This is a genomic window from Pseudomonas sp. BF-RE-22, from assembly GCF_019956155.1.
Lineage (GTDB): Bacteria > Pseudomonadota > Gammaproteobacteria > Pseudomonadales > Pseudomonadaceae > Aquipseudomonas > Aquipseudomonas migulae.
On record NZ_JAHBDD010000011.1, the window covers coordinates 85480 to 111716 of the forward strand.

The window sequence follows — 26237 nt, forward strand, 5'->3', positions numbered from 1 at the left end:
TGCGGGAATAAAAAGCGGCATTTTAATCGCTACGGGACACTCGATATCGGCCCCGGCGGGATGCACTTTAGGGCTTTATTTTAAAAGCCAAAAAGAATAATAAATTCCTAAGTAATGCCTAATTGGCATATGTGAAAAAAACACAAAAAAGCCCCGCCAAACGGCGAGGCTCTTTTGCGCAATCTCTTACAGGAAGCTGTAGGTGTAGTTGAAGATCAGACGGGTCTGGTCTTGGTCAGCGTTGGTGTTGCCACGATAAGCACCGTGACGCACCGTCGTGCCAAACCCTTTAAGTGGACCGGTCTGAATCACATAGTCTACGCGCAGGTCGGTTTCCCGCTCGTTGAGGTCTTCACCCGCGCCGCTGACGGTCTTGATATCCCGGCCATACAAGTAAGCAGCCGAAGCTTTCAAGCCTGGTACACCCAAAGACGCGAAGTCATAGGTGTACTGACCGTACGTGGTGTTTTCACCGGCACGGATAAAGCTGCCCACGGTGGCATCGGTGAACGAGTAGAAGCTGGCGCCGCCACCACCTTCGTTGCGACCGTTGCCATCGACAACGTTGCCCTGGTTCAAGAAGACGAAGCCGCCGTCATCGTTGACACGCTGATGCCCGAGCAGGAACGCGTTGCCGCCCAGGGTGTAGGTGAACGTGGCGCTCCAGGTCTTGTTATCGACCTCGCCCTTGTTCTTGGCGAAACCACCGTTGTTGTTGAATTGGTAGCCAGCCTGACCGTTCTTGCCGTCGGAGCTGCTGTCGAAATAACGGAGGTCGGTCTTGAACGACTGGTTGGGTGCGATCGGGTAGACGTGCACCAGGCCGAGGAAGTCCTGCTTGTAGAAGTCTTCCAGGTTCGCGTGGTAGTACTGCAGCATCAGGTCTTTGGTGACTTTCCAGTCAGCACCGGCATAACGGAACTGATTGCTGTCCTGAGTAGCGCCAGCCACAGACAGGCCGGTGCTGTTGCTGGACGCGCGACCCGTCGCGTGCTCCAGCTGACCTACGTTGAAGGTCACGTTGTCGATTTCCTTCGAGGTGATGGTGCCACCTTCAAAGGTTTGTGGCAGTACGCGACTGTCGTTCGCGATCAGGATCGGCATGTTTGGCTGCAGGGCACCACCGTAGTGGGCCTCTGTCTTCGAGAAGCGTGCCTTGACGTTGCCCGCCACGCGGCTCCACGAACTCTCTGCCGAACCGTCGGTATCGCTAGGGCTGAAGGAGTTATTGTCCGGGTGATGGCCCTTGCCGCCGTCCAGATGGATACCGACCAATGCCTGGGCATCGATACCGAAACCTACGACACCTTGGGTGAAGCCCGACTGGTAATCGAATTTGAGGCCTTCAGCGGCTTCGCGCTGACGGTTAGCTGGGGTCTTGGCGCCTTCACGGACATCGGCGTCGAAATAATAGGTACGCGAACTGACGGAAGCCTTGCTGTCTTCGATGAAACCGGCGGCGCCTGCCTGCTGCGCCATAACCCCTAGGGCCACGGCCAGCGCCAAGGTGGACTTGTTCATTGTTAAACTCCTCTCGTCTCTAATTCTTGTATTCCTGGCCCGGAATCAATGTCCCAAGTCCTAAGATGCGCGATTAGCGCCAGAGCGTGACCCACAAGTCAATCGTAACCATGTGTGTCTACGACCATGGTCTAATCCCCGTTTTTTGGTCCGTGCAGGGTCATGATTTCGTCATAAACCTGAAAAGAATGAATGGATTCTTTTCTAATACCGTTTAGGAATTTTGCTCACCGTTTGCTGCCCCGCGGACTAGAGCGGCCAGCTCATAAGCTAATTCCTAAATGGTATTTATTAGGCGTTTTTTAGATCGATTAGGTTTGGAAGCAATTCCGCAACAATTCCTATCGATAAGGCCTACGCCATGACGACCAAGCGCGCACTATCCAACCCAATTGTTACAGTTTGTGTATCGGTATTATTTTCTTTTTCCGCCCATGCCGCGAACCTCACCGTCGGCTATCAAACCGGAATAGACCCCAGCAAAGTCCCCCAGGCGGATGGACTCTACGAGAAAACCATCGGCCAAAAAATTGACTGGCGTCGTTTCAACAGTGGGCCGGAAGTAGTAACCGCCATCGCCTCGGGTGACGTACAGATTGGCAACCTCGGCTCAAGCCCACTGGCCGCGGCCGCCTCGCGCAATTTGCCGATCGTCGCGTTTATCGTTTCTGCCCAGATCAACGCCGCCGAAGCGTTGGTGGTGCGCAACGGCAGCGGCATCGATAAACCGGAAGATCTGATCGGCAAGACCATCGCCACACCGTTCGTTTCAACCTCTCACTACAGCTTGCTCGGCGCCTTGAAGCACTGGGGCCTGGACGCCTCGAAAGTCAAAGTGGTGAACCTGCAACCGGCGGAAATCGCTGCCGCCTGGAAGCGTGGGGACATCGACGGTGCGTTCGTCTGGTCGCCCGCCCTGGGGGAAATTCGCAAGACTGGCAAGACGTTGACTGACGCTGCACAGGTCGGTCAGTGGGGCGCGCCGACTTTTGAAGTGTGGGTAGCGCGCAAGGATTACGCCGAGAAACATCCGGACGTCGTAGCCAAGTTCGCCAAGGTGACGCTGGACTCGTTCGCCGACTATGCGGCACATAAAGACAGCTGGACCGCCGATTCGGTGCCGGTACAGAAAATCGCCAAACTGACCGGTGCCAATGCCGCCGATGTACCGGAATTGCTGGCCGGTTCTGCATTCCCGGACGCCAAGGCGCAACAAACTACCGCGCTGCTGGAGGGCGGCACGGCGAAGGCGATTGGTGAGACGGCGAAGTTCTTGAAGGAACAAGGCAAGGTTGAGACGGTGCTGCCGGACTATTCGCCGTATGTCAGCGCGAAATTCGTCACCGAGTAACACACCGTTCCCCGTAGGAGCGAGGCTTGCCCGCGAAGAGGCCATACCTGCCGACACATATGTTGAATTTGAGGCCGCCTTCGCGGGCAAGCCTCGCTCCCACAGGGTCCGGGTTACAAGGTTTTTTCGAAGATCTTCGAGTTACGCTGATAGTTGTACAGCGACGCCCGCGCCGACGGCAGGCGCTCGACGCTGCTTGGCACAAACCCGCGCTCGCGGAACCAGTGAGCCGTACGGGTAGTCAGGACAAACAAGGTTTTCAAACCCTGAGCACGGGCACGGGTTTCAATGCGCTCCAGCAGCTCATCCCCGCGACCGCCATGACGGTACTCCGGGTTCACCGCCAGACACGCCAACTCCCCGGCATCCGAATCGGCAATCTGATACAGCGCCGCGCAAGCGATGATCATGCCTTCGCGCTCAACCACGCTGAACTGCTCGATCTCACGCTCCAGCACTTCGCGGGAACGCCGCACCAGAATGCCCTGCTCTTCCAGCGGGCTGATCAAATCCAGCAAACCACCAACGTCTTCAATTGCGGCCTCGCGCACGACCTCGAATTGCTCCTGTGCCACCAGCGTACCGCCGCCGTCACGGGTGAACAGTTCGGTCAGCAGCGCGCCGTCTTCGGCGTAACTGACGATATGGCTGCGCGCCACGCCGCCACGGCAGGCTTCAGCCGCCGCATCCAGCAGTTCCGCCTGATAGTTGCTGCCCAGACGCTGCAAATGCGCCGGCACTTGTTGCGGGCGCAGTTCGCGCACCAGACGACCGTTTTCATCGATCAAGCCCAGGTCCGCACCGAACAGCAACAGTTTATCGGCCCCCAGGTCGATGGCTGCGCGGGTGGCGACGTCTTCGCAAGCGAGGTTGAAAATCTCCCCGGTCGGCGAGTAGCCCAGCGGCGACAGCAGCACGATGGAGCGCTCGTCCAGCAGGCGATTGATGCCTTTGCGGTCAACCCGGCGCACTTCGCCGGTGTGGTGATAATCGACACCTTCGAGCACGCCGATCGGCCGGGCGGTCACCAGGTTGCCGCTGGCCACCCGCAGGCGCGAGCCCTGCATCGGCGACGAGGCCATGTCCATGGACAGGCGCGCTTCGATGGCGATACGCAACTGGCCGACCGCGTCGATCACACACTCAAGGGTCGCGGCATCGGTGATGCGCATGCCGTGGTGGTAATGCGGGGTCAGGCCGCGTGCCGCGAGACGGGTTTCAATTTGTGGACGGGAACCGTGAACCAGCACCAGTCGCACGCCAAGGCTGTGCAGCAGCACCAGGTCGTGGACGATGTTGCCGAAGTTGGGGTGCTCCACGCCGTCGCCGGGCAGCATGACGACGAAGGTGCAATCGCGGTGGGCATTGATGTAAGGCGAAGCGTGACGAAGCCAATTAACGTATTCGGGCATGAACCTGGGCCTGTAATAAATAGCAGCCAAAAAATGGGCGAAACAGAAAACGCACAGCGGGCTGATGGTTATCGTCGGAACAGGCTTGGCGACACGCGCGCTCTCCTCATGAATACGGGTTTAAACATCGGCAATTTATACACTTTGTCGGTCATGACACAGACCCTGTGGGAGCGAGCCTGCTCGCGATGAGGCCAGACCAGTCAACATGGATGTTGAATGAAAGATCGCTATCGCGAGCAGGCTCGCTCCCACATGGATGGTGCTCAACCAACCGACATCGGCGATTGGGCCGGTGTCAGGCAGTAATGTTCAATCAACTGCCGTAATAGATGCACGGTAGGCTGCAAACGTGACATTTCGAGGTATTCCCCCGGTTGGTGCGCACACGCGATGTCACCCGGGCCCAGCACCAGCGTTTCGCAGCCAAGGCGTTGAAGATAAGGCGCTTCCGTCCCGAACGCCACTGCTTCGGCGCGATGACCGGTGAGCTGCTCCGCGATGCGGACCAATTCAGCGTCCTCAGCCTGCTCGAAGGGCGGCACTTCAGGGAACAGCGGCGCGTAATCGATCTTCACTTGGTGGCGCTCGGCAACCGGCTGGAGTTTCTGCAGAATCTCCGCGCGCAACACCTTGGGGTCCATGCCCGGCAACGGACGCAGGTCGAATTCCAGTGAGCACTGACCGCAAATCCGGTTGGGGTTATCCCCGCCATGGATACAGCCGAAGTTCATGGTCGGAGTCGGCACGCCAAACTGTGGATTGCGGAATTCACGTTGCCACAGCAGGCGCAGGCCGCGCAATTCGCCAATCGCATCATGCATGGCTTCGAGGGCGCTATGGCCCAGGCGCGGATCGGAGGAATGGCCGCTCTGACCGAGAATGTCGATGCGCTCCATCATGATGCCTTTGTGCATGCGGATCGGCTTGAGCCCGGTCGGCTCGCCGATCACCGCCGCTCGGCCCAACGGGCGTCCTGCTGCGGCCAAGGCACGCGCGCCGGACATCGAGCTTTCTTCGTCGCAGGTGGCGAGAATCAGCAACGGCTGTTTGAACGGCTGGTCGAGCAACGGCAGGACGGCTTCGATGGCGAGGGCAAAAAAGCCTTTCATGTCGCAACTGCCCAGCCCGACCCAGCGGCCATCGACTTCGGTCAGCTTCAGCGGATCGGTCTGCCACAACGCGCCATCGAACGGCACCGTGTCGCTATGCCCGGCGAGCACCAGACCGCCGGGGCCGGAACCAAAACTGGCCAGCAGGTTGAATTTGCCGGGGCTGACCTGCTGGATATCGCAGGAAAAACCCAGATCACCGAGCCACGTCGCCAGCAAATCGATCACCGGACGGTTGGTCTGATCGAGGCTGGCCTGAGTGCAACTGACCGATGGTGCGGCAATCAGCGCAGCGAACTGATCTTTCATCGACGGCAACGGCATCGCTGACTCCAACTCCCGAATTGAAGTCCATCATAGAACCATCCGGTGACAGGAATAAACCGTCGCGGCGCGTAGGCCTGAGCAGTGCTGTACACTGCACGACCTTGGCAGCCACACATTCCCCCGGCTGCGCTCCCGATCCTGGATTTTCCGGCCATGCAGAAAGAAACTGAAATCAAACTCCGCGTCAGCCGCGAAACCCTCGCCGCACTGCGCGAGCACCCGCTCCTGAAAAAACGCAACAAAAGTGGCTGGGAACGCCGTGAACTGATGAACCAGTACTTCGACACGCCTGAGCGCGACCTGGCCCGCGCCAAGGTTGCCCTGCGCCTGCGCAAGGACGGCGAAGAAGTCATTCAGACCCTCAAGACCCGTGGCCAGAGCGTCGCCGGTTTGTCCGAGCGTAACGAATACGACTGGAACCTGCCCAAAGCCAAGCTCGACGTGAAGAAACTCGACGGCGAATGCTGGCCTGAAGAGCTGGCCGAGCTGGACAAGAAAACCCTGAAGCCGATCTTCACCACCGATTTCGTCCGCGAACGTGCTGAAATCGCCTGGGGCCGTGGCAAGACCAAAGTGGTCATCGAAGCCGCGCTGGACCTGGGCCACGTGGTGGTCGGCAAGCAGAAAGAAGAAATCTGCGAGCTGGAACTGGAACTGCGCGAAGGTGAACCGGCTGCATTGCTGGAACTGGCCGCCGAACTGGCCGCGACCCTCGCCCTGATGCCGTGTGACATCAGCAAGGCCGAACGCGGTTATCGCTTGTACGACGCCAACAGCTATTCGTTGAGCCTGCCGGCCCCGCAGATCAGCGCCGAAATGCCGCTGGACGACGCGTTCGCCGCGTTGAGCTGGCACTTGCTGAGCAGCAGCCAGCGTCTGGCCGAGCAATATCGCTTCAATGGCCACTGGCGTCTGTTGCAGGACTGGGTCGAAAACCTTGCTGAATTGCGCGCCCTGCTGAGCAGCCTTGGCCAGGCCGCGCCGCGTCAGTCGACGCACGATCTGCGTCTCGCGCTGGATGTGTTGCTTGAAGACTGGCGTCCGCTGGTTCAAGCCGGCCTGGACGACGAAGACGTGCGCAAAGCCGCGCCGGAGCAGTTCCTCGAAGAACTCGAAGACCCGCGCTGGGGCCTGTTCTCGCTGAACACCTCGCGCTGGTTGCTGGCCCGCACCTGGGCGGCCGATCGTAATGTTCGCGGCAATCGCCAGGGCGCTGCGCAACTGGGTAGCTGGTTGCCGCGCTTGCTCGGTGAAGAAGCGACGTCCCTGCAATTGCAGCGTTACCAGCAGCAGCCGGAAGATCTGGCCGAGCAACTGCCGCGCATCGAGCGCATCCAGTCCTGGTTGCACCATGCGCGCAACGTGCTGGAGGTCCCGGAAATGGATCGACTGTACGGCGAGCTGAAACAGTTGGCGTTGCTGGCTAACGAGCCGATCACCGATGAATTGCTGGATGCGCGCAAGCAGCAGGCGATTGCCGTTTATCAGAATCGTGCCTGGAAAATGCTGCTGCGTATGTAAAACCGTCTTCGCGGGCAAGCCTCGCTCCTACAGGTACTGTGCAGATCCTGTAGGAGCGAGGCTTGCCCGCGAAGAGGCCCGTGCATTCACCGCTAAATCTCAGACCGGCAAACTCGTCGTCGACTTGATCTCCGACAACGCCACAATCGAGTTCACCTCCTGAATTCCCGGCACCATCGACAGCTTCTCAAAGAAAAACCGCTCATACGCCTCGATGTCCGCCGTGACAATCCGCAACAAGAAATCCACCGACCCCATCAGCACATAACACTCCAGCACTTCGGGAAAACCGCGAATCGCCTCGGTGAACTCAGTGAAGTTCGAACGCCCGTGCGCGTTGAGTTTGACCTCGGCAAAAATCTGCGTGTTGAGCCCGATTTTCTTGCGGTCCAGCAGCGTCACTTGACCACGAATGATCCCCTCCTCCTTCATCCGCTGGATCCGCCGCCAGCACGGCGACTGCGAAAGCCCCACCTGCTCGGCGATCTGCGCGCTGGAGAGCGAAGCGTCCTCTTGCAGCAACGCGAGAATCTTGCGGTCGTAGCCATCCAGTTCGCTTTGCATAGAAAAACCCGTAATCGATGTCTTGTTGAATCACACGATTCGATAAATCGTTAATTAGCCCCATCATAGATAAGAAATGCCCGGCATCGAATGTAAAAATTCCTCCAGTGATTTTGGAGACCGACCATGCCGCATCTTGAAGCCGTGAACACCCCGCCCACTCGCGCCGATGTCTGGAACACCAGCAACGCCCAGTGTCGTGTGCACTACCAACTGCTGGCCGAAGCCGAACCGGACCTGCTGTGCCGGGCGCTCAACCTGTTCGCACTGCAGTTCCTGACGCCGCAACAGGTCAACGTGCAGCGCACGGACGACCTGCTGGCGATCGACATCGTCATGGACGGACTGAGCTGGCACCGCGCTCAAGTGATCGCGGAAAAACTACGTAACCTGATCAGCGTCTGCTCGGTGGACCTGCAAACGTCTGATTCTGCGTGGGCTGAAGCCGCTCAGGCGACGGGCTGAAAAAACCCGATACGGATTCGTCGGGTAGTGGCCCAACGGTCGGTGGGTCCACGACTATCCTTTGCGAACTGTTGTTCACGAGGAGCCCGCATGTCCGTTCAACTTGCCTTTCAGGACCGCTGGCTGGATCTCAATGATTTGCTGCGCGAGTTGGTCGCCCAGGGCTTTATCAGCCAGGATTCGGCCGAGCACGCACTGAATGCCCGCCGCCGTCACGCCGCCAATGGCCAGATGCACCCGCTGGAGTTCATCGCCAGCCAACAGCTGGATGACCTCAGCCGTCCCGGTAAACACCTCGATCTGGAAAGCCTGACCCTGTGGCTGTCGCAGCAGGCCGGTCAGCCTTATCTGCGCATCGATCCGCTGAAAATAAACGTCGCGGCCGTTACGCCACTGATGTCCTACGCCTTCGCCCAGCGCCACAAGATTCTCGCGGTGTCCATCGATCGCGACGCTGTGACCGTGGCCAGCGCCCAGCCTTTCGTCAAGGGTTGGGAAGCCGACCTGACCCATGTGTTGAAGCTGCCGATCAAGCGGGTGGTGGCCAACCCGGTGGATATCCAGCGCTTCAGCGTGGAGTTCTTTCGCCTGGCCAAATCGGTCAGCGGCGCAACCAACAACGATCATCAAACCAGCACCCTGGGCAATTTCGAACAACTGCTCAACCTCGGTGCCAGCGATCAGGAGCCGGACGCCAACGACGCGCACATCGTCAATATCGTCGACTGGCTGTTCCAGTACGCTTTCCAGCAACGCGCCAGCGATATCCACATCGAGCCCCGACGCGAGCAAGGCACGGTGCGTTTTCGCATCGACGGCGTGTTGCACAACGTCTATCAATTCCCGCCGCAGGTGACCATGGCGATTGTCAGTCGCCTGAAGAGCCTGGGGCGGATGAACGTCGCGGAAAAACGCAAACCCCAGGACGGCCGGGTCAAAACCAAGACCCCGGATGGCGGCGAAGTCGAACTGCGGCTGTCGACGTTGCCGACGGCATTCGGCGAAAAAATGGTCATGCGGATTTTCGACCCGGAAGTGCTGCTCAAGGACTTCGATCAGCTTGGGTTTTCCGCCGAAGACCTGCGCCGCTGGCAGGACATGACGAGCCAGCCCAACGGCATCATCCTCGTGACCGGCCCGACCGGTTCGGGCAAGACCACCACGCTTTACACCACACTGAAAAAACTGGCGACGCCGGAGGTCAACCTCTGCACCATCGAAGACCCGATCGAGATGGTCGAGCCGGCCTTCAACCAGATGCAGGTCCAGCACAACATCGACCTGACTTTCGCTGCCGGTGTGCGCGCCCTGATGCGACAAGACCCGGACATCATCATGATCGGCGAGATCCGGGACCTGGAGACGGCCGAAATGGCGATTCAAGCCGCGCTCACCGGCCACCTGGTGCTATCGACGCTGCACACCAATGACGCGCCCAGCGCCATCAGCCGCCTGCTGGAACTGGGCGTGCCGCATTACCTGATCAAGGCCACGGTGCTCGGCGTCATGGCGCAGCGGCTGGTCCGTACGTTGTGCCCGCACTGCAAGGCCCCGCTGACCCTGAGTGAAGAAGACTGGCAAACCCTGACCAAACCCTGGCAAGCGCCGTTGCCCGGCAATGCGCAACGCGCCATCGGTTGCCTGGAATGCCGCGACACCGGCTATCGCGGCCGCGCCGGGGTGTACGAAATCATGCAACTGACGGATGGCCTCAAAGCGCTGATCAACCCCGACACCGACTTGCTGGCGATACGGCGCCAGGCGTTCAAGGAAGGCATGCGCAGCTTGCGACTGTCGGGCGCACAGAAGGTGGCGGCGGGTTTGACGACGATCGAGGAGGTGCTGCGGGTGACGCCGCAGAGTGAACAAAAGTAGCTGCGACCGTGATGGAACTCGGCAGGGTCATTGGCAATCCAACCCCGCGTAGTTAACCCAGTGGAGTCACCCATCATGCGTTTCAAACTTGCTGTTGCTACCCTCGCCGTGTTGTCCCTTCCTGTCGGTTCGGCGATGGCTGATGACAGCTTTTGGCGTAACGTCCTTACTTCCGGTGCCACCACCGGTTCGTCCTACCTGACCTCCAGGGATCAAAAGCTGATCGTCGCCGCCCAGGACGACGCCGGCAGCTTTGTCGCCAGTGACGGCGCTATTCGCGGCCCCTATCTGGAAGCCGCAATGCAGAAAGTCCGCGCCGACAACCCGGGCCTGCAGGCCACGGATATGGAACTGGCGAATGCGATCCTGGCGAAGAATGCCGTCGCGTCGAAGTAAGATTTACGGCTGAACAAAAATGCCGCTCACATGAGCGGCATTTTTTGTGCCCGACACAACCATCCTGTAGGAGCGAGGCTTGCCCGCGAAAGCGTCATGTCAGTCAACATAAATGTTGGATGTTAAGACGCTTTCGCGGGCAAGCCTCGCTCCTACAGGGCCGTGTGTGTTTCAGCGATAGTCGTCCACCGGGACACACGCGCAAAACAGGTTCCGGTCGCCGTAGACGTTATCGACACGATTCACCACCGGCCAATACTTATGCGCCTTGGTGTGCGCGTCCGGCGTGACGCCCTGTTCGATGGTATAGGGCCGCTCCCAAACCCCAGTGATGTCGGCCAAGGTGTGCGGCGCCCGTTTCAGCGGATTGTCTTCCGCCGGCCAATTGCCGTTTTGCACCTCGGTGATTTCCGCGCGGATACTCAGCATCGCCCCGATAAAGCGGTCCAGCTCCGCCTTCGATTCACTTTCGGTCGGCTCGACCATCAAGGTACCCGGCACAGGAAAGGACATGGTCGGCGCATGGAAGCCGTAGTCCATCAGGCGCTTGGCGACGTCCTCTTCGCTGATGCCGGTCAGCACTTTGAGCGGCCGCAGATCAAGGATGCATTCGTGGGCCACACGCTCGTTACGCCCGGTGTAGAGCACCGGGAACGCCCCCGACAAATGCTGCGCCAGGTAATTCGCGGCGAGGATCGCCACTTCACTGGCGTCCGCCAGTTGCGGCCCCATCATCGCGATGTACATCCAGCTGATCGGCAGAATGCTCGCGCTGCCCCAGGGCGCTGCGCTGACTGCGCCGTTCTCCGGCAGCGGGCCGTCAATCGCCACTACCGGGTGGTTGGCCACGAACGGCGCCAAGTGCGCCCGCACGCCAATCGGTCCCATGCCGGGCCCGCCACCGCCATGGGGAATGCAGAAGGTCTTGTGCAAATTCATATGGGAAACGTCGGCACCAATGTCCGCCGGCCGCGCCAACCCGACTTGCGCATTGAGGTTGGCACCATCCATGTACACCTGACCGCCGTGACTGTGGATAACTTCACAGATCTCGCTGATGCCTTCTTCGTACACGCCGTGGGTCGAAGGGTACGTCGCCATCAGGCAGGCGAGTTTGTCGCCCGCTTCGGCAGCCTTGCCTTTCAGATCTTCCAGATCGACGTTGCCCGCCTCGTCACATTCGACGATCACCACGCGCATTCCGGCCATCTGCGCCGAAGCGGGGTTGGTGCCGTGGGCCGAGGACGGGATCAGGCAGATATCCCGCCCGCCTTGATGCCGACTCTCGTGGTATTTGCGAATCGCCAGCAACCCCGCGTACTCGCCCTGGGCACCCGAGTTGGGCTGCATGCAGATCGCATCGAAACCGGTGATCGCGCAGAGCCAGCGCTCCAGCTCTTCGATCATCAGCGTATAACCGACCGCCTGCTCTTTCGGCACAAAGGGGTGCAAGTTGGCGAATTGCGGCCAGGTGATGGGGATCATTTCGCTGGTGGCGTTGAGCTTCATGGTGCAAGAGCCGAGCGGAATCATCGATTGATTGAGCGCCAGGTCCTTGTTCTCCAATTGCTTGAGGTAACGCAGCATCTCGGTTTCGCTGTGATGGGCGCTGAACACTGGGTGACGCAAGTAAGGCGAAGTGCGCAGCAGCCCGTCAGGAATGCCGGAAGGCAGGGTTTCAGCGTCCAGTTCGTCGACGTTGAGCCCATGATCGGCCCCCAGGAAGACATCGAACAACTTCGCCACGGTGCTTTCGTCAGAGGTTTCGTCGAGGCTGAGGCCCAATTGCCCGCGCCCCAGAATCCGCAGGTTGATCTGCGCGGCCTGCGCGCTTTCGATGATCGCGGTTTGAGTGCCACCGACTTCCAGCGTCAACGTGTCGAAGAAGTGTTTGTTCAGGCGGCTAATGCCGCGACGCTCCAGACCAGCGGCGAGGATGCAGGTCAGCCGGTGAACACGCTGGGCGATCTGTTTCAGCCCCTCCGGACCGTGGTAGACCGCATAGAAACTGGCGATATTGGCCAGCAGCACTTGGGCAGTGCAGATGTTCGAGTTGGCCTTCTCCCGGCGGATGTGTTGCTCACGGGTTTGCAGGGCCATGCGCAACGCAATGTTGCCGCGCGCGTCTTTCGAGACGCCGATGATTCGCCCCGGAATCGCACGTTTGTATTCATCGCGACTGGCAAAAAACGCTGCGTGGGGGCCGCCGTAACCCATGGGCACGCCAAACCGCTGGGACGAGCCGAACACCACGTCGGCGCCCAATTCTCCCGGCGGCGTCAGCAACAGCAGGCTCAGCAGATCGGTGGCGACGCAGGCCAGGGCTTGCTGGGCGTGCAGGTGATCAATCCACGGACGCAGATCGCGAATCTCGCCGTGGGTGTCGGGATACTGCAACAGCGCGCCGAACACCTGGTGCTGTTTCAAGTTATCCACAGCGTCGATGATCAGCTCGAAACCGAAACCTGCGGCCCGGGTCTGCACCACGGAGATGGTCTGCGGATGACAGTTTTCATCGACGAAGAACAGATTGCTCCTGGACTTGGCGACACGCTTGGCCAGGGCCATGGCTTCCGCCGCCGCGGTGGCTTCGTCCAGTAGCGAGGCATTGGCCAGTTCCAGCCCCGTGAGGTCGATGGTCAATTGCTGGAAGTTCAGCAGCGCTTCGAGCCGACCCTGGGCGATCTCCGGTTGATACGGCGTGTAGGCGGTGTACCAACCGGGGTTTTCCAGGACATTGCGCAAAATGACGGTCGGCGTCAGCGTGCCGTGGTAGCCCATGCCGATCAGGCTGGTCCAGACCTGGTTCTGCTCGGCGTAGCCACGCAGCTTGGCCAACGCGGCCTGTTCGTCGAGGGCGGGTGGCAGGTCTAGCGCCCGGTTAAGGCGGATTCCCGGCGGCACCGTCTGCTCGATCAGCTCGACACGGCTACCAACACCGAGGCTGTCGAGCATCGCCTGCTGCTCGGCGGCATCGGGCCCGAGGTGACGGCGGAGGAAGGCATTGGGGTCGCGTAACTGACTCAAGGACGGCAACTGGGACATGACGGGCTCTCTCTTGACTGGCGCTCAACGTCGATGCAACACGGTCAAAACAGCATAGCTCCCCTGTGCTAGGCATGGCGTCTTTGGACGCGGCCCGTCCCTGATGCATTCAAAACACGCCAAGTCTCTTCAGACTCTTTCATTCCAGCGATATATGCATCGCCGATAGTTATATATAGTTATTCTTACTCGCCAAAAATAAAACTCTTCATAAGTACCCGCGCAACGGCGCTTGCAAATAGGTGAAAAGCCGACACTTATTAAAACAGTCAAATTCTTAAAAAACCAATCGCGATAGATAGAATCAAACCATAGCCAATAGATCTATAGCACAATAATCCGCATGCTATGTTTGTTGAGGACTGGGCAACGGAACCAAAAAGCCACTACCCAGTTACAAACAAACCAAGCTACGCTTTATTCGAAATGGAGTTCAAAAATGAGCAGCCAACAAATAATTTTGTATATTGAAGAACAGCAACTGATTGCACAAAAAGAAAACAACTACAGTCTTTATCTGGCCAAAAAGGTAAATAATGATTTTACTGTTATCTGGCAATCAAAAGGTGCTGTGGCCACCGTTCGCAATCCTAGCTATCAATACCGCAACACATTCGATATCACGACACCATCCTTCAATGTCAACTTCACGAACGATCCGGTTCAACAAGGCGATGTCACCTTCACTTCCGGCGGAAAAAACCTGCCCATCAGTACCGGCCAGATTACAACACTGGATCAAAACGGTGTTTTTTCACCGGCCCAAAACGGCGGCGTGAAGTCAGATATTCTTATCAACAATAAACTCCAAGGCAATCCCCACCAGATACTGCTGGATTCCGATGGCAATAATATCTGGGTCAATCGCCAGAGCGGCATGAACATCGGCACCGCAACGCTGACACCCAAAGACCAATACCAACTGTGGTTCGGAAACCTTCAAGAAACTGGCTCACTGATTGCCCAAAACCTATCCAATGCCTATGTGGCAACCTTGCAGAATGGAGGCAGCATCACCCTCACCTATAACGACAGTGGCGACTGGGTGACTGGCGAGCCGGCCAACCGCCTCAGCGACAAGGAAGTCGCGGCGCTGCATGCCCGGGTGGGGATCAAAGTAGCGGCATAGTATGGAGGGTGGATCGAGCACCGTTTGCACAATGGACTGAAAGCCTTTCGTTTTACCGTTGACAGTCTTGAACGCGCAGACATGTTCAAAAAACCCTGTAAATCCTGGATCTACAGGGTTTTTTATTGACACTAGCAACGCGGTAGAAATACCGGACCGAATGGAAAACAGCCATGAGCGAACAGCAAATTATTGTTTATATCGAAGAGGCACAACTGATCGCCCAGAAAACCAACAATTACAGCCTCTACCTTGCAAAAATGGTAAATAACAGCTTTACCGCCATATGGTTAGCAAAGCCCGCCAAAGCCACAACAGGCCAGCCCAGCTATCAATACAAAAACACATTCGACATATCCAGCAACTCTTTTATGGTCAATTTTACAAACTCCCCAATACAACAAGGCGATATTACATTTACCTCGGGAGGCAAAAACCTTCCTATCAATACGGGACAAAAAACGACACTCGATGAATATGGCGTATTTAGCCCTGCCACAAATGGCGGTGTCTCTGGAGATATTTTAATCAACAACCAACTACTGGCCAATCCAAGCGAAATATTGCTGGACTCCAAAGGTAACAGTATTTGGGTGAACTGTTCAGGCGGCATGAGCATCGGTGCAACCACCATGACACCAAAAAACCAGTTCCAACTATGGTTCGGCACAGCCCAGGCGGCGGGGTCTTTAATCGCCGGAAATGTATCTAACTCTTACGTCGTCACGGTCAATGACGGAGAGACCAAAACAATCACTTACAACGACAGCGGTGTTTGGGTTCCGGGCGAACCGGCAACACGTCTGACAGACGACCAGATAACGGCACTTCATGCCAGGGTAAACAAAGCGGTAGCAATGGCGGCATGATTGGTCAGCAAACCGTCACAGCAAGACTTCACCGCACGGCATTAAACAAAAACGCCGCGTTCTCCAGGCAAGGAAAACGCGGCGCTCTTGTAGCGGATCCGCTTTTGGCGATGTTTACTCGCCGATGGCGGCCTTGTAGCCAGCCGCATCAAGCAGCTTGTCCAGATCGGCGGTGTTGCTTGGCTTGAGCTTGAAGATCCAGGCACCGTACGGGTCGGAGTTGAGCAGTTCCGGATTGGCGCTCAGCTCTTCGTTGATCGCAATCACTTCACCGGCAACCGGGGAGTAGATGTCGGACGCAGCTTTGACCGACTCAACCACGCCGGATTGATCACCAGCTGCAAAGACGTTTCCTACTTCAGTCAGCTCAACGAACACCACATCGCCCAAGGCTTCCTGAGCGTGATCGCTGATGCCCACAGTGACGGTGCCATCGGCTTCCAGACGGGCCCATTCGTGACTTTCGGCAAAACGCAGGTCGGCAGGGATATCGCTCATATTCTGTGTCCTCAAGAAAATTGTCAGCGGTCGTTGCCCGCCAGAAAAGGTTAAATCAAGGTTTTGCCATGGCGTACGAAGGTCGGTTTGACCACTCGGACCGGGTACCACTTGCCACGGATTTCCACTTCTGCGCGGTCGGCAGTCGCCATTGGCACGCGCGCCAGTGCAATCGACTTGCTAAGCGTAGGAGAGAAACTACCACTGGTGATCTCTCCTTCGCCAACATTGGCGATGCGGACCACTTGATGAGCGCGCAAAACCCCACGCTCCTCAAGGACCAGCCCCACCAGTTTGTGCTGTACGCCGCCTGCCCGTTCAGCTTCCAGAGCGACGCGGCCGATGAACTGGCGAGAGGCCGGCTCCCAGGCAATGCTCCAGGCCATGTTCGAGGCCAGCGGCGAAACATCTTGATGAATGTCCTGACCGTACAGGTTCATGCCAGCTTCGACACGCAGCGTATCCCGTGCGCCAAGGCCAATCGGCGAGATGCCTGCACCCACCAGATCGTTGAAGAAACCCGGTGCCTGACTGGCCGGCAAAATGATTTCCAGACCGTCTTCGCCGGTGTAGCCGGTACGTGCGATGAACCAGTCACCGTCAGGCTGGCCTTCGAACGGCTTGAGCAACTGGATCAGGTTGCCGCGAGACTGGGTGACCAGTTCGGAGATTTTGTGTCGGGCATGCGGGCCTTGAATGGCCAGCATCGCCAGCTCGGAGCGCTCGTTGAGCTGCACATCGAAGCCGTCGAGGTGCGCCTGCATCCACGCCAGGTCTTGATCGCGGGTGGAGGCGTTGACCACCAGGCGATAACCGTCCTCGAGGCGATAGACGATCATGTCGTCGACGATGCCGCCACGTTCATTGAGCATGGTGCTGTACAAGGCACGGCCGGGGCTGTGCAGGCGTTCGACGTCGTTGGCCAGCAAATGCTGGAGCCAGGCCTTGGCCTGCCCGCCGCTGACATCGATCACGGTCATGTGGGATACATCGAAAACCCCGCAATCGCGGCGCACCTGATGGTGTTCCTCGACCTGCGAGCCGTAATGCAGAGGCATATCCCAACCGCCAAAATCGACCATCTTCGCGCCGAGGGCGAGATGAAGGTCATACAGAGGCGTACGCTGTCCCATGGGTTTCTCCTTCCGGGCGTGGCGAAGGTGCGGGCCGGTGCTGCACGGAGTGAACGCCTTGAAATAGAAGGCTTTCAGCCGATTTCAGCAACCGGGTCTGTAGGACGGACCGCACCGAATGCCGCGCATTGTAGCCTCAAGGTGTAGGACTGACACCTAGGTGTTTCGATGCGCTGAACGTCGAATCAATCCGATGACCGGTAACAGCCCGACCAAAACCAGGGTCAGCGCCGGCAATGACGCCCTCGCCCACTCGCCCTCGCTGGTCATTTCGAAGATGCGCACCGCCAGCGTATCCCAGCCAAACGGGCGCATCAGCAGGGTTGCGGGCATTTCTTTGAGTACGTCGACGAACACCAGCAACGCAGCGCTCAATGTGCCGGGCAGCAATAACGGCAGATACACTTTGAAAAACAGTCGCGGACCACCGACTCCAAGGCTACGTGCCGCTTCGGGCAAAGATGGCCGTATTCGCGCCAGGCTGTTTTCCAGCGGCCCGTAAGCCACCGCGATGAATCGCACCAAATAGGCCAGCAGCAAGGCCGACAGGCTGCCCAACAGCAACGGCTTGCCGGCACCACCCAACCATCCCGACAGCGGAATCACCAGCTCGCGATCCAGATAACTGAACGCCAACATGATCGATACCGCCAGCACCGAACCCGGCAACGCATAGCCGAGGTTGGCCAGGCTGACACCGGAGCGGATCGCCCGGGTCGGCGCCAGACGCCGGGCAAACGCCAGCACCAATGCAACGCTGACGGTAATCAGCGCCGCCATGCCGCCCAGATACAAGGTGTGGACGATCAGGCCGGTGTAACGCTCATCCAGGTCGAAACGCCCCCGCTGCCAGAACCACACCACCAATTGCAGCACCGGGATCACGAAGGCGCAGGCAAACACCAGACCGCACCAGCTCATCGCTGCCAGCGCTTTGAAGCCGCGCAGGTGATACAACGCTTTGACCCGCGGTCGTTCATTGCTTGCGCGGTTGGCCCCGCGTGCGCGGCGCTCGCCGTACAGCACGACCATCACCACCAACAGCAACAGGCTGGCCAGTTGTGCGGCCGTCGAAAGGCTGAAGAAGCCGTACCAGGTTTTGTAGATCGCCGTCGTGAACGTGTCGAAGTTGAACACCGACACCGCACCGAAATCTGCCAGGGTTTCCATCAGCGCCAACGCCACACCCGCACCGATGGCCGGGCGTGCCATCGGCAACGCGACGCGCCAGAACGCCTGCCACGGCGATTGCCCCAGGACTCGCGCCGCTTCCATCAGGCCTTTGCCTTGAGCGAGAAACGCCGTGCGCGCCAGCAGGTAAACGTAGGGATAGAAGACCAATACCAGAACAAGGATGACGCCGCCGGTCGAGCGGACTCGCGGCAGTCGCAGGCCCGTGCCGAACCATTCGCGCATCAACGTTTGAACGGGACCGGCAAAATCCAGCAATCCGACGAAGACGAACGCCAACACGTAGGCGGGAATCGCGAACGGCAGCATCAACGCCCAATCCAGCCAGCGCCGACCGGGGAATTCGCAGAGGCTGGTAAGCCAGGCGAGGCTGACACCCAGCAGCGTTACGCCGGCACCGACGCCAAGCACCAGGGTCAGCGTGTTGCCCAGCAACCGCGGCATCTGCGTGTCCCAGAGGTGGGACCAGATTTGATGATCGATGGTTTGCCAGGAGAGCAACAGAACGCTGAGGGGCAGCAAGACCAGCGCAGCGATGGCGAAGACCAGGGGATACCAGCGGCGTTGGGCGGGGTGGGCCAAGGACAAACTCTCGAGCGGATGGACGATACACAGAGGCCATTGTAGGAGCGAGCTTGCTCGCGATGAACGTCACGACACCGCGGACCGTCAGGCACCCCGCGTTATCGTTAACATTCATCGCGAGCAGGCTCGCTCCTACAGGGTCAGCGGTGTCTGCACACAGGCGGGGCGCAGTATATCGACAGACTCAGTTCCAGCCAGCCCGATCCATCATGCGAATCGCTTCAGCCTGACGTTTGCCAGCGACTTCCACCGGCAAGGTATCGGCGACGAACTTGCCCCAGGCGGCGACTTCCGCGGACGGCGCCACCGTAGGGTTTGCCGGGAACTCCTGGTTCACATCAGCGAAGATCTTCTGCGCCTCAGGCGTGGTCATCCACTCCACCAACGCCTTGGCCGCTTCCGGGTGCGGCGCGTGCTTGGTCAGGCCAATGCCCGAAAGATTGACGTGTACGCCTCGATCAGCCTGATTCGGCCAGAACAGCTTCACCGCCAGGTCAGGCTTCTGCTTGTGCAGACGGCCGTAGTAGTAAGTGTTGACGATGCCGACGTCGCACTGGCCGGCGTTGATTGCTTCCAATACCGCGACATCATCGGAGAACACGTCGGTGGACAGGTTGTTGACCCAGCCTTTGAGGATCTTCTCGGTTTTCTCGGCGCCATTCACTTCGATCATGGTGGCGGTCAGTGACTGGTTGTAGACCTTCTTCGCCGTACGCAGGCACAGGCGGCCTTCCCAGTTCTTGTCGGCCAGACCTTCGTAAGTGCTCAACTCGCCCGGTTTCACCCGGTCGGTGGAGTACGCGATGGTCCGCGCCCGCAGGCTCAGGCCGGTCCAGGCATGAGAAGCCGCACGGTATTGCAGCGGGATGTTGGCGTCGATGGTTTTCGAAGTGAAAGGTTGCAGGATGCCCATCTGCTCGGCTTGCCACAGGTTGCCGGCATCGACGGTCAGCAGCAGGTCGGCGGTGGCGTTCTCGCCCTCGGCCTTGATGCGCTGCATCAGCGGCGCTTCCTTGTCGGTGATGAACTTCACCTGTACGCCGGTTTTCGCGGTGTAGGCGTCGAACACCGGTTTGATCAGCTCGTCGATACGCGAGGAGTAAACCACCACCTCGTCAGCGGCCTGGGCAACGGTGCTGCCGATCAGGGTCAGGGCGAGTGCTGTCAGTAGACGCTTCGGTGCCAACATGGGAGCGATCTCTCGATTCGAAAAGTGAGACCAAATGATAAGGACTCACATTTACCTTCTCAATCGAACAGTTTGCGGAGGAGTTACCAGATGTTGCATGGCTAGGGATGTGTAGCGGATGTGTCGACGCCTTCGCGGGCAAGCCTCGCTCCTACAGGTTTTGTGTTGTACGCCAATGTCGCGATCAACTCGAAACCTGTAGGAGCGAGGCTTGCCCGCGAAGGGGCCATCAGCTCCAGCGAAAGTCAGGCCTTGGCCAGAGCCGGCAGATCCCCGGTCAACCCCAACGCCTCACGCACAAACAACGCCTTGGCCTCCGGCATCTGCTCGACGATCTTCAACCCGGTATTACGCAACCAGCGCACCGGCAGCGGATCCGCCTGGAACAAGCGCTCGAAGCCTTCCATCGCTGCCATCAACGCCAGGTTATGCGGCATGCGCCGACGCTCGTAACGGCTCAGCACTTTCGCGTCTGCCAGCCGCTCGCCCCGCTCGGCGGCTTGCAGCAGCACTTCAGCCAGGACCGCGGCATCCAGGAAACCGAGGTTCACCCCCTGCCCAGCCAACGGGTGAATGGTGTGCGCCGCGTCGCCGATCAGCGCCAGACCTTCGGCCACATACCGCTTGGCGTGACGCTGACGCAGCGGCACGCACAGACGCGGGTCGGCGCTCAGCACCGTGCCGAGCCGGCCTTCAAAGGCGCGTTCCAGTTCGAGGCAAAACGCTGTGTCGTCCAGCGCCATCAGCCGTTCGGCTTCGCTCGGCGTGGTCGACCAGACGATCGAACACCAATCCTGCTGACCGTCGCGTTCCAGTGGCAGAAACGCCAAGGGACCGTTGTCGGTGAAGCGCTGCCAGGCCGTCATTTGATGAGGCCTGGTGCTGCGCACACTGGTGACGATCGCGTGGTGCAGATAATCCCACTCGCGCGTGGCCACCCCGGCCAAGCGCCGAACCGCCGAGTTGGCACCATCCGCCGCAATCACCAGCGGCGCACGCAAGGTGCGGCCATCGGCGAGCGTCAGCAGCCAGTCATCGCCGGAGCGGCGCATCTGCTCCAGGCGCGCATTGGCCAGCATCCCGAGGTCGCAGTCGTGCAAACGGTCGAGCAAGGCGTCCTGAACCACGCGGTTCTCGACGATATGCCCAAGCACCTCGGCATGCACGCTGGCGGCGGAAAAGTGGATCTGCCCGGTGCCGCTGCCGTCCCAGACATGCATGTCGGTGTACGGGCTGCTGCGCCGGCTGGCAATGCCGTCCCACACGCCGAGGCGTTCAAGAATCCGCTGGCTGGCCGCCGACAACGCGCTCACGCGCGGTTCGAACGGCGCTTGCCCGTCGAAGGGTTTGACGCTCATCGGGCTGCCGTCCAGCAGCAGGACTTCCAGCCCGCTGTCCTGTAACGCCAGCGCCAGGGCGCTGCCGACCATTCCGGCCCCGACAATCAGCAGATCTGCGCGCATGTCCATGCTTTAAGCCTGTCTCGCTTGCGGCTTGAGCCGCACGTAAAGGGTTTTCTGGACCCGCGCCACCAAGGTGCCGGCGCCGTCGTGGATATCGACCTGCAATTGCGGCAGGTATTTTTCGCCGTTCGCCGTTTGCCGGCGGACCTCGTCGAGCAAGGTCTCGTCGACCCTGAAGTTGGCGAACACCGGGCCTTTGCCCGGCGAGATGAAATCGATGTCTGCCGTTTTGTCCCAGACGATGTAATTGCGTCCGAGGTTTTCCATCAGCATCAGCATGTAGAACGGATCGACCATCGAATACAGGCTGCCACCGAACTGCGTGCCGACGTAATTGCGGTTGTACCTGCCCAGGCCCATGGACACCGTGATGTCCCGAAAGTCATCGCTGATGTGCCGCACGCGAACCCCGGCGCCCAGGTACGGCGGGTAGAAGGTCATGATCCAACGCATCAACCGCGCTTTGCCGAACCTGCTCGTCAGCCACTTACGCATCGGGACGCGTACCCAGGCCCATGGCCTGTCGGGCGAACCAGCGCTTGGCCGGCGGCAGCAGATCGAGGCCGAGCAGGCCGATGTTACGGCCCAGCGAAACCAGCGGTTGAGTGCTGCCGAACAACCGCGTGACCTGATCGGAGAAGCCCACGGTCAGGTTCTGATCCATCCGCTGGCGTTCGCGGTAAGCCTGCAAGGTCGCGAAATCGCCGAGCGAAGTCTCGCTCGCCAGCAGCGCATCCGCCAACGCTTGCGCATCACGCAGCGACAGGTTGAAACCCTGGCCGGCAATGGGGTGCAGGCTGTGGGCGGCGTTGCCGAGGATCGCCAGATGCGGACGCACCTGCTCTTCGGCTTCGATCAGCGTCAACGGATAAAGATGCCGTGCGCCGACCTGTTTCAACGTGCCGAGGCGGTAACCGAACACGCCCTGCAATTCGTTGAGGAAACTGCGTTCATCCAGGGCCGCAAGCCGTTGCGCGTCCATGCCCAGACGGGTCCAGACCAATGCGCAACGATTTTCCGGCAACGGCAACAACGCCATCGGACCGTCGTCGGTGAAACGCTCGAACGCCATGCCGTTGTGCGCTTCGCTCGGAGTAATGTTGGCGATCAGCGCGCTCTGGTTGTACGGGCGCTTTTTGATGCCGATCCCCAGTTGCTCGCGCAGACCGGAACGGCCGCCATCAGCGAGCACTGCGAGGTCGCACTCCAGCATTGTTTCGTCGCTGAGGGTCAGGCGATAGCCGTCGGTCAGCGGTTCCATGCGCGTGACTTCCGCCGGGCAGCGCCAGGTGACCACGTCCTTGTCCAGACCTTGCCAGAGGCATTGGCCGAGCCAGGCGTTTTCCACCACATACCCCAGCGCCGGCACGCCCTCTTCCATCGCCGACAAGCGCGCGGTGGAGAAACGGCCACGGTCGGAAACGTGAATCTGCTTGATCGGCTCGGCACGGCGGGAGATTTCCTGCCACACGCCCAACCGTTGATAAATCTGTTTGGCACCGTAGGACAACGCCGAAGAACGGGCGTCGTAGCTCGGCTGATAGGTGTGGCCGGGGGCAAACGGTTCGATCAGCACGATCTTCCAGCCGCGCGCCTTGGCCCCGGCCTGCAAGGCCAACGCCAGGCTGGCACCGACCAGGCCGCCACCGATAATTGCCAGATTGACTCGACTCATGCTGCTTTTGTCCGCGCTTGCGCCATCAAGGCTTCAATCTCGGCGACCGTTTTCGGTACGCCATTGGTCAGGATTTCACAGCCGGTTTTGGTGACCACGACGTCATCCTCGATGCGCACGCCAATGCCGCGCCATTTCTTCGCTACGTTCTGGTTGTCCGGGGCGATGTAGATCCCCGGTTCCACGGTCAGCGCCATGCCGACTTCCAGCACGCGCCATTCGCCGCCGACCTTGTACTCGCCGACGTCATGCACATCCATGCCCAGCCAGTGGCCGGCGCGGTGCATGTAAAACGCTTTATAGGCTTCGCTGGCGATCAGTTCGTCGACGTTGCCCTGCAACAGGCCCAACTTCACAAGACCGGTGGTAATCACCCGGACCGTGGCTTCGTGCGCCTGATTCCAGTGTTTGTTCGGGGCGATTTCGGCAAAGGCTGCTTCTTGTGAAGCCAGCACCAACTCATAGATCGCCTTCTGTTCCGCTGAATACTTGCCGTTGACCGGCCAGGTGCGCGTGATGTCGCTGGCGTAGCAGTCGATCTCGCAACCGGCGTCGATCAGCACCAGATCGCCGTCCTTGAGCACCGCGTCATTCTGCTGGTAATGCAGGATGCAGCTGTTGCGCCCCGCCGCGACGATCGAACCATACGCCGGCATCTTCGCCCCGCCCTTGCGGAACTCGTAATCAAGCTCGGCTTCAAGGCTGTACTCATGCAACCCGGCCCGGCTGGCCTGCATCGCACGAATATGCGCCTGAGCGGAAATCCGCGCGGCTTCGCGCATCACCTTCACTTCTGCCGCCGATTTATACAGGCGCATGTCGTGCAGCAGATGATCCAGCGCAACGTATTCGTTCGGCGGCTGCGCGCCGAGGTGCGCCTTGGAGCGGATCACGTTGATCCATTCCATCAGGTGGCGGTCGAATTCCGGGTTACTGCCCATGGCCGAATACACCCGGTCGCGTCCTTCGATCAGGCCCGGCAGGATGTCGTCGATGTCAGTGATGGGGAAAGCGTCGTCGGCACCGAAGTCGCGGATCGCGCCTTCCTGACCGGCGCGCAGGCCGTCCCAGAGTTCTCGCTCGGCGTTGCGCTCACGGCAAAACAGCAGGTATTCGCCATGCTCACGACCCGGCATCAGCACGATAACGGCTTGAGGCTCGGGGAAACCGCTGAGGTACTGGAAGTCGCTGTCCTGGCGGTAAACATGCTCGACGTCGCGGTTGCGGATGGCGACCGCGGCGGCGGGCAGAATCGCGATGCTGTTGGGTTCCATCTGCGCCATCAAGGCCTTGCGGCGACGGCTGTATTCCGATTTCGGGATATGAATCATGGGCAGATGGCTTTTCCTGGCTCGCGATTAATGCAACGACGGTTTGGCGGCAGCCGGCGCGTCTGGCTTACGGGTTTCGGAGAACAGCAGCAGCGGCGCGACACGCAGGTACTCCATGACTTCCATGTAGTCGCTTTCGCCGTCGTCGGACTCTTCCAGCGCGTCTTGCACCTGGGAAATCGCCGCCAGATCCTGCAACACTTCGGTGGCCTCGGTGCTGAGCATGCTGCTGTCGCGGCAGTTCAGGCCGAAACCGCTGAGGAAGCCCTGGCACCATTGGCCCAGTGCGGCGGCACGGTCAGCCAGCGGCGCGTCATCGGTCGGCAGCAGCAGAACGACGGTCACGTCGTCGCCGGTGAGTTCGCCCTTGACCATCTCTTGCAAGCCGATCAAGGCATTGCGAACGTTGTCTTGCGGCTCGCCTTCGAGCAGCTCGGCGGCATCGATCAGCCACTCTTCTGCATTGAAACCGGCACCGGCGCAACTGCGACCGAGCAGCAGGCCATGCAGTTCGGCAGGCGAGACGTTGTGACCGCTGGAAGTCAGCAGGGTGGCGAAGGCTTGGTACGGAGAATTCTGAATGGGCATGGGCAGCTAGGCGCCAGACGGCGCTATGTCTAGAATGAAGGCCTTGTATCCTACATCGACTACCCCTGTAGGAGCGAGCTTGCTCGCGATGAACCCGAGAACGCCGCTGGGTGTCAGGGACCCAGCGTTATCGTTGGCGACCATCGCGAGCAAGCCCGCTCCTACGGTTCAACACCCATCAGACATTTCAGTGGACACAATGGAAGACACCGACCTGCAAGCGCTGATGGCCAGACTCGAACTGCTAATTGATCGAGTCGAGCAACTTAAGAGTCAAAATGGACTCCTACTAGCTCAGGAAAAAACCTGGCGCGAGGAACGCGCTCACCTCATTGAAAAGAACGAAATCGCCCGGCGTAAGGTCGAATCGATGATTTCGCGCCTCAAGGCCCTGGAGCAAGACTCATGAGTTCAAGCAATAGCGTCACCGTGCAGATCCTCGACAAAGAATATTCGATCATTTGCCCCCAGGAAGAGCGCAGCAACCTGGTGAGCGCCGCCCGTTACCTGGACGGCAAGATGCGCGAGATCCGCAGTAGCGGCAAAGTCATCGGCGCCGATCGCATCGCCGTGATGGCCGCGCTGAACATCACGCACGACCTTCTGCACAAGGAAGAACGGCCGGATGTACAGGTCAGCGGCTCGACCCGCGAGCAGGTGCGCGACCTGCTGGACCGCGTCGATCTGGTGCTCGCCACCGATCCAGACGTCACCAAGGGCTGATTCGTCCGACCGCTTGGGTTATACTCGCAACACTCCCTGGGGTGCTTGCCAGTTGACCACGTCCCTGAGCCGATTCGCACTACCCTGGAGGCTGCACGTTGGGCTGGTGTGCATGTCCGCTAGACGGAAAGCCTTAAAGCCTACTGCATCTTCCACCTTGAACTTTCGGGTTCAAGGGCTAAGTCAGCAGCGGTTCATCCGGGGAGCCTGATTCCAGTCCGATGCCGGTTTAAATACCGGCATCGGCTTTTTTACGGGTACGCTTTGTGTACCC

23 protein-coding genes and 1 other RNA gene are annotated in these 26237 nt (G+C 59.5%); 10 read left to right on the top strand and 14 right to left on the bottom strand.

The window, feature by feature from the left end; translation table 11 throughout:
• Positions 1-186: 186 nt before the first annotated feature.
• A complete protein-coding gene (locus KGA82_RS06955) occupies positions 187-1521 on the bottom strand; it encodes an OprD family outer membrane porin (RefSeq protein ID WP_008040737.1) in 1335 nt (444 codons plus the stop codon).
• 361 nt (positions 1522-1882) lie between these two features.
• Between KGA82_RS06955 and tauA the strand changes: the two genes are divergently transcribed.
• Entirely contained in the window at positions 1883-2872 is a 990-nt protein-coding gene (gene tauA / locus KGA82_RS06960) for a taurine ABC transporter substrate-binding protein (protein WP_008026005.1), read from the top strand.
• A 113-nt stretch (positions 2873-2985) separates the two neighbouring features.
• Here the strand turns inward: tauA and argA are convergent, their stop codons facing one another.
• Both argA and argE read right to left on the bottom strand, forming a co-directional pair.
• Positions 2986-4284 (bottom strand): amino-acid N-acetyltransferase, encoded by a 1299-nt coding sequence (argA, locus tag KGA82_RS06965; protein ID WP_008026003.1) that lies wholly within the window; start codon positions 4282-4284, stop codon positions 2986-2988.
• A gap of 266 nt (positions 4285-4550) precedes the next feature.
• On the bottom strand, positions 4551-5720 hold the full coding sequence (gene argE, locus KGA82_RS06970) for an acetylornithine deacetylase (protein WP_223450018.1): 1170 nt from the start codon (positions 5718-5720) through the stop codon (positions 4551-4553).
• Between the two features lie 156 nt (positions 5721-5876).
• Between argE and KGA82_RS06975 the strand changes: the two genes are divergently transcribed.
• Positions 5877-7244, top strand: a complete 1368-nt coding sequence (locus tag KGA82_RS06975; RefSeq protein ID WP_223450019.1) for an inorganic triphosphatase — start codon at positions 5877-5879, stop codon at positions 7242-7244.
• 99 nt (positions 7245-7343) lie between these two features.
• Here KGA82_RS06975 and KGA82_RS06980 read toward each other — a convergent pair whose 3' ends face one another.
• Positions 7344-7808 carry an Lrp/AsnC family transcriptional regulator gene (locus KGA82_RS06980; RefSeq protein WP_008024235.1) on the bottom strand — a complete coding sequence of 155 codons (465 nt, stop codon included), beginning with the start codon at positions 7806-7808 and terminating at the stop codon, positions 7344-7346.
• Between the two features lie 126 nt (positions 7809-7934).
• Here KGA82_RS06980 and KGA82_RS06985 point away from each other — a divergent pair, with 126 nt between their 5' ends.
• The 3 genes from KGA82_RS06985 to KGA82_RS06995 all read left to right on the top strand — a co-directional run bounded on the left by KGA82_RS06985 (position 7935) and on the right by KGA82_RS06995 (position 10544).
• Positions 7935-8273: a hypothetical protein gene (locus tag KGA82_RS06985; RefSeq protein WP_223450020.1), complete on the top strand. Its 339-nt coding sequence runs from the start codon at positions 7935-7937 to the stop codon at positions 8271-8273.
• A 90-nt stretch (positions 8274-8363) separates the two neighbouring features.
• Positions 8364-10148: a GspE/PulE family protein gene (locus tag KGA82_RS06990; protein WP_223450021.1), complete on the top strand. Its 1785-nt coding sequence runs from the start codon at positions 8364-8366 to the stop codon at positions 10146-10148.
• Positions 10149-10223: 75 nt separating this feature from the next.
• On the top strand, positions 10224-10544 hold the full coding sequence (locus KGA82_RS06995) for a DUF2388 domain-containing protein (RefSeq protein WP_008024239.1): 321 nt from the start codon (positions 10224-10226) through the stop codon (positions 10542-10544).
• 171 nt (positions 10545-10715) lie between these two features.
• On the opposite strand, the gene gcvP is transcribed toward KGA82_RS06995, so the two are convergent.
• Positions 10716-13589, bottom strand: coding sequence for an aminomethyl-transferring glycine dehydrogenase (gene gcvP, locus KGA82_RS07000; RefSeq protein WP_223450022.1), 2874 nt, complete (start codon positions 13587-13589; stop codon positions 10716-10718).
• 439 nt (positions 13590-14028) lie between these two features.
• On the opposite strand from gcvP, the gene KGA82_RS07005 reads away from it, so the two are divergent.
• Positions 14029-14718, top strand: coding sequence for a hypothetical protein (locus KGA82_RS07005; protein ID WP_008040706.1), 690 nt, complete (start codon positions 14029-14031; stop codon positions 14716-14718).
• Positions 14719-14891: 173 nt separating this feature from the next.
• Positions 14892-15587, top strand: coding sequence for a hypothetical protein (locus KGA82_RS07010; protein WP_008040705.1), 696 nt, complete (start codon positions 14892-14894; stop codon positions 15585-15587).
• Positions 15588-15701: 114 nt separating this feature from the next.
• Here KGA82_RS07010 and gcvH read toward each other — a convergent pair whose 3' ends face one another.
• The 9 genes from gcvH to KGA82_RS07055 all read right to left on the bottom strand — a co-directional run bounded on the left by gcvH (position 15702) and on the right by KGA82_RS07055 (position 25240).
• Complete coding sequence (gene gcvH, locus KGA82_RS07015) at positions 15702-16085, bottom strand: glycine cleavage system protein GcvH (RefSeq protein ID WP_008040704.1); 384 nt, start codon at positions 16083-16085, stop codon at positions 15702-15704.
• 50 nt (positions 16086-16135) lie between these two features.
• Positions 16136-17218 (bottom strand): glycine cleavage system aminomethyltransferase GcvT, encoded by a 1083-nt coding sequence (gcvT, locus tag KGA82_RS07020; protein ID WP_192227502.1) that lies wholly within the window; start codon positions 17216-17218, stop codon positions 16136-16138.
• A 156-nt stretch (positions 17219-17374) separates the two neighbouring features.
• On the bottom strand, positions 17375-18991 hold the full coding sequence (locus tag KGA82_RS07025) for an ABC transporter permease (protein ID WP_008024249.1): 1617 nt from the start codon (positions 18989-18991) through the stop codon (positions 17375-17377).
• A 187-nt stretch (positions 18992-19178) separates the two neighbouring features.
• Complete coding sequence (locus KGA82_RS07030) at positions 19179-20183, bottom strand: extracellular solute-binding protein (protein WP_223450023.1); 1005 nt, start codon at positions 20181-20183, stop codon at positions 19179-19181.
• Positions 20184-20428: 245 nt separating this feature from the next.
• Positions 20429-21646 (bottom strand): 2-octaprenyl-3-methyl-6-methoxy-1,4-benzoquinol hydroxylase, encoded by a 1218-nt coding sequence (locus KGA82_RS07035; RefSeq protein ID WP_177318868.1) that lies wholly within the window; start codon positions 21644-21646, stop codon positions 20429-20431.
• A gap of 9 nt (positions 21647-21655) precedes the next feature.
• On the bottom strand, positions 21656-22141 hold the full coding sequence (locus KGA82_RS07040) for a DUF4442 domain-containing protein (protein WP_008040698.1): 486 nt from the start codon (positions 22139-22141) through the stop codon (positions 21656-21658).
• The gene (ubiH, locus tag KGA82_RS07045) at positions 22134-23321 is read right to left on the bottom strand and encodes a 2-octaprenyl-6-methoxyphenyl hydroxylase (RefSeq protein ID WP_223450024.1); all 1188 of its coding nucleotides are present in this window, start codon (positions 23319-23321) and stop codon (positions 22134-22136) included. Before ubiH ends, KGA82_RS07040 begins: the two co-directional genes overlap by 8 nt.
• The gene (gene pepP, locus KGA82_RS07050; protein ID WP_008040694.1) at positions 23318-24652 is read right to left on the bottom strand and encodes a Xaa-Pro aminopeptidase; all 1335 of its coding nucleotides are present in this window, start codon (positions 24650-24652) and stop codon (positions 23318-23320) included. The genes ubiH and pepP overlap by 4 nt, the downstream gene beginning before the upstream one ends.
• Before the next feature lie 27 nt (positions 24653-24679).
• Positions 24680-25240, bottom strand: a complete 561-nt coding sequence (locus KGA82_RS07055; protein WP_008024262.1) for a YecA family protein — start codon at positions 25238-25240, stop codon at positions 24680-24682.
• Positions 25241-25439: 199 nt separating this feature from the next.
• Between KGA82_RS07055 and KGA82_RS07060 the strand changes: the two genes are divergently transcribed.
• From KGA82_RS07060 to ssrS, 3 genes are all read left to right on the top strand, one after another.
• Entirely contained in the window at positions 25440-25649 is a 210-nt protein-coding gene (locus tag KGA82_RS07060; RefSeq protein WP_003177365.1) for a TIGR02449 family protein, read from the top strand.
• Entirely contained in the window at positions 25646-25963 is a 318-nt protein-coding gene (locus tag KGA82_RS07065; protein ID WP_008024266.1) for a cell division protein ZapA, read from the top strand. The genes KGA82_RS07060 and KGA82_RS07065 overlap by 4 nt, the downstream gene beginning before the upstream one ends.
• Before the next feature lie 30 nt (positions 25964-25993).
• Positions 25994-26172, top strand: a non-coding RNA gene (ssrS, locus tag KGA82_RS07070) — 6S RNA.
• Positions 26173-26237: the final 65 nt, after the last annotated feature.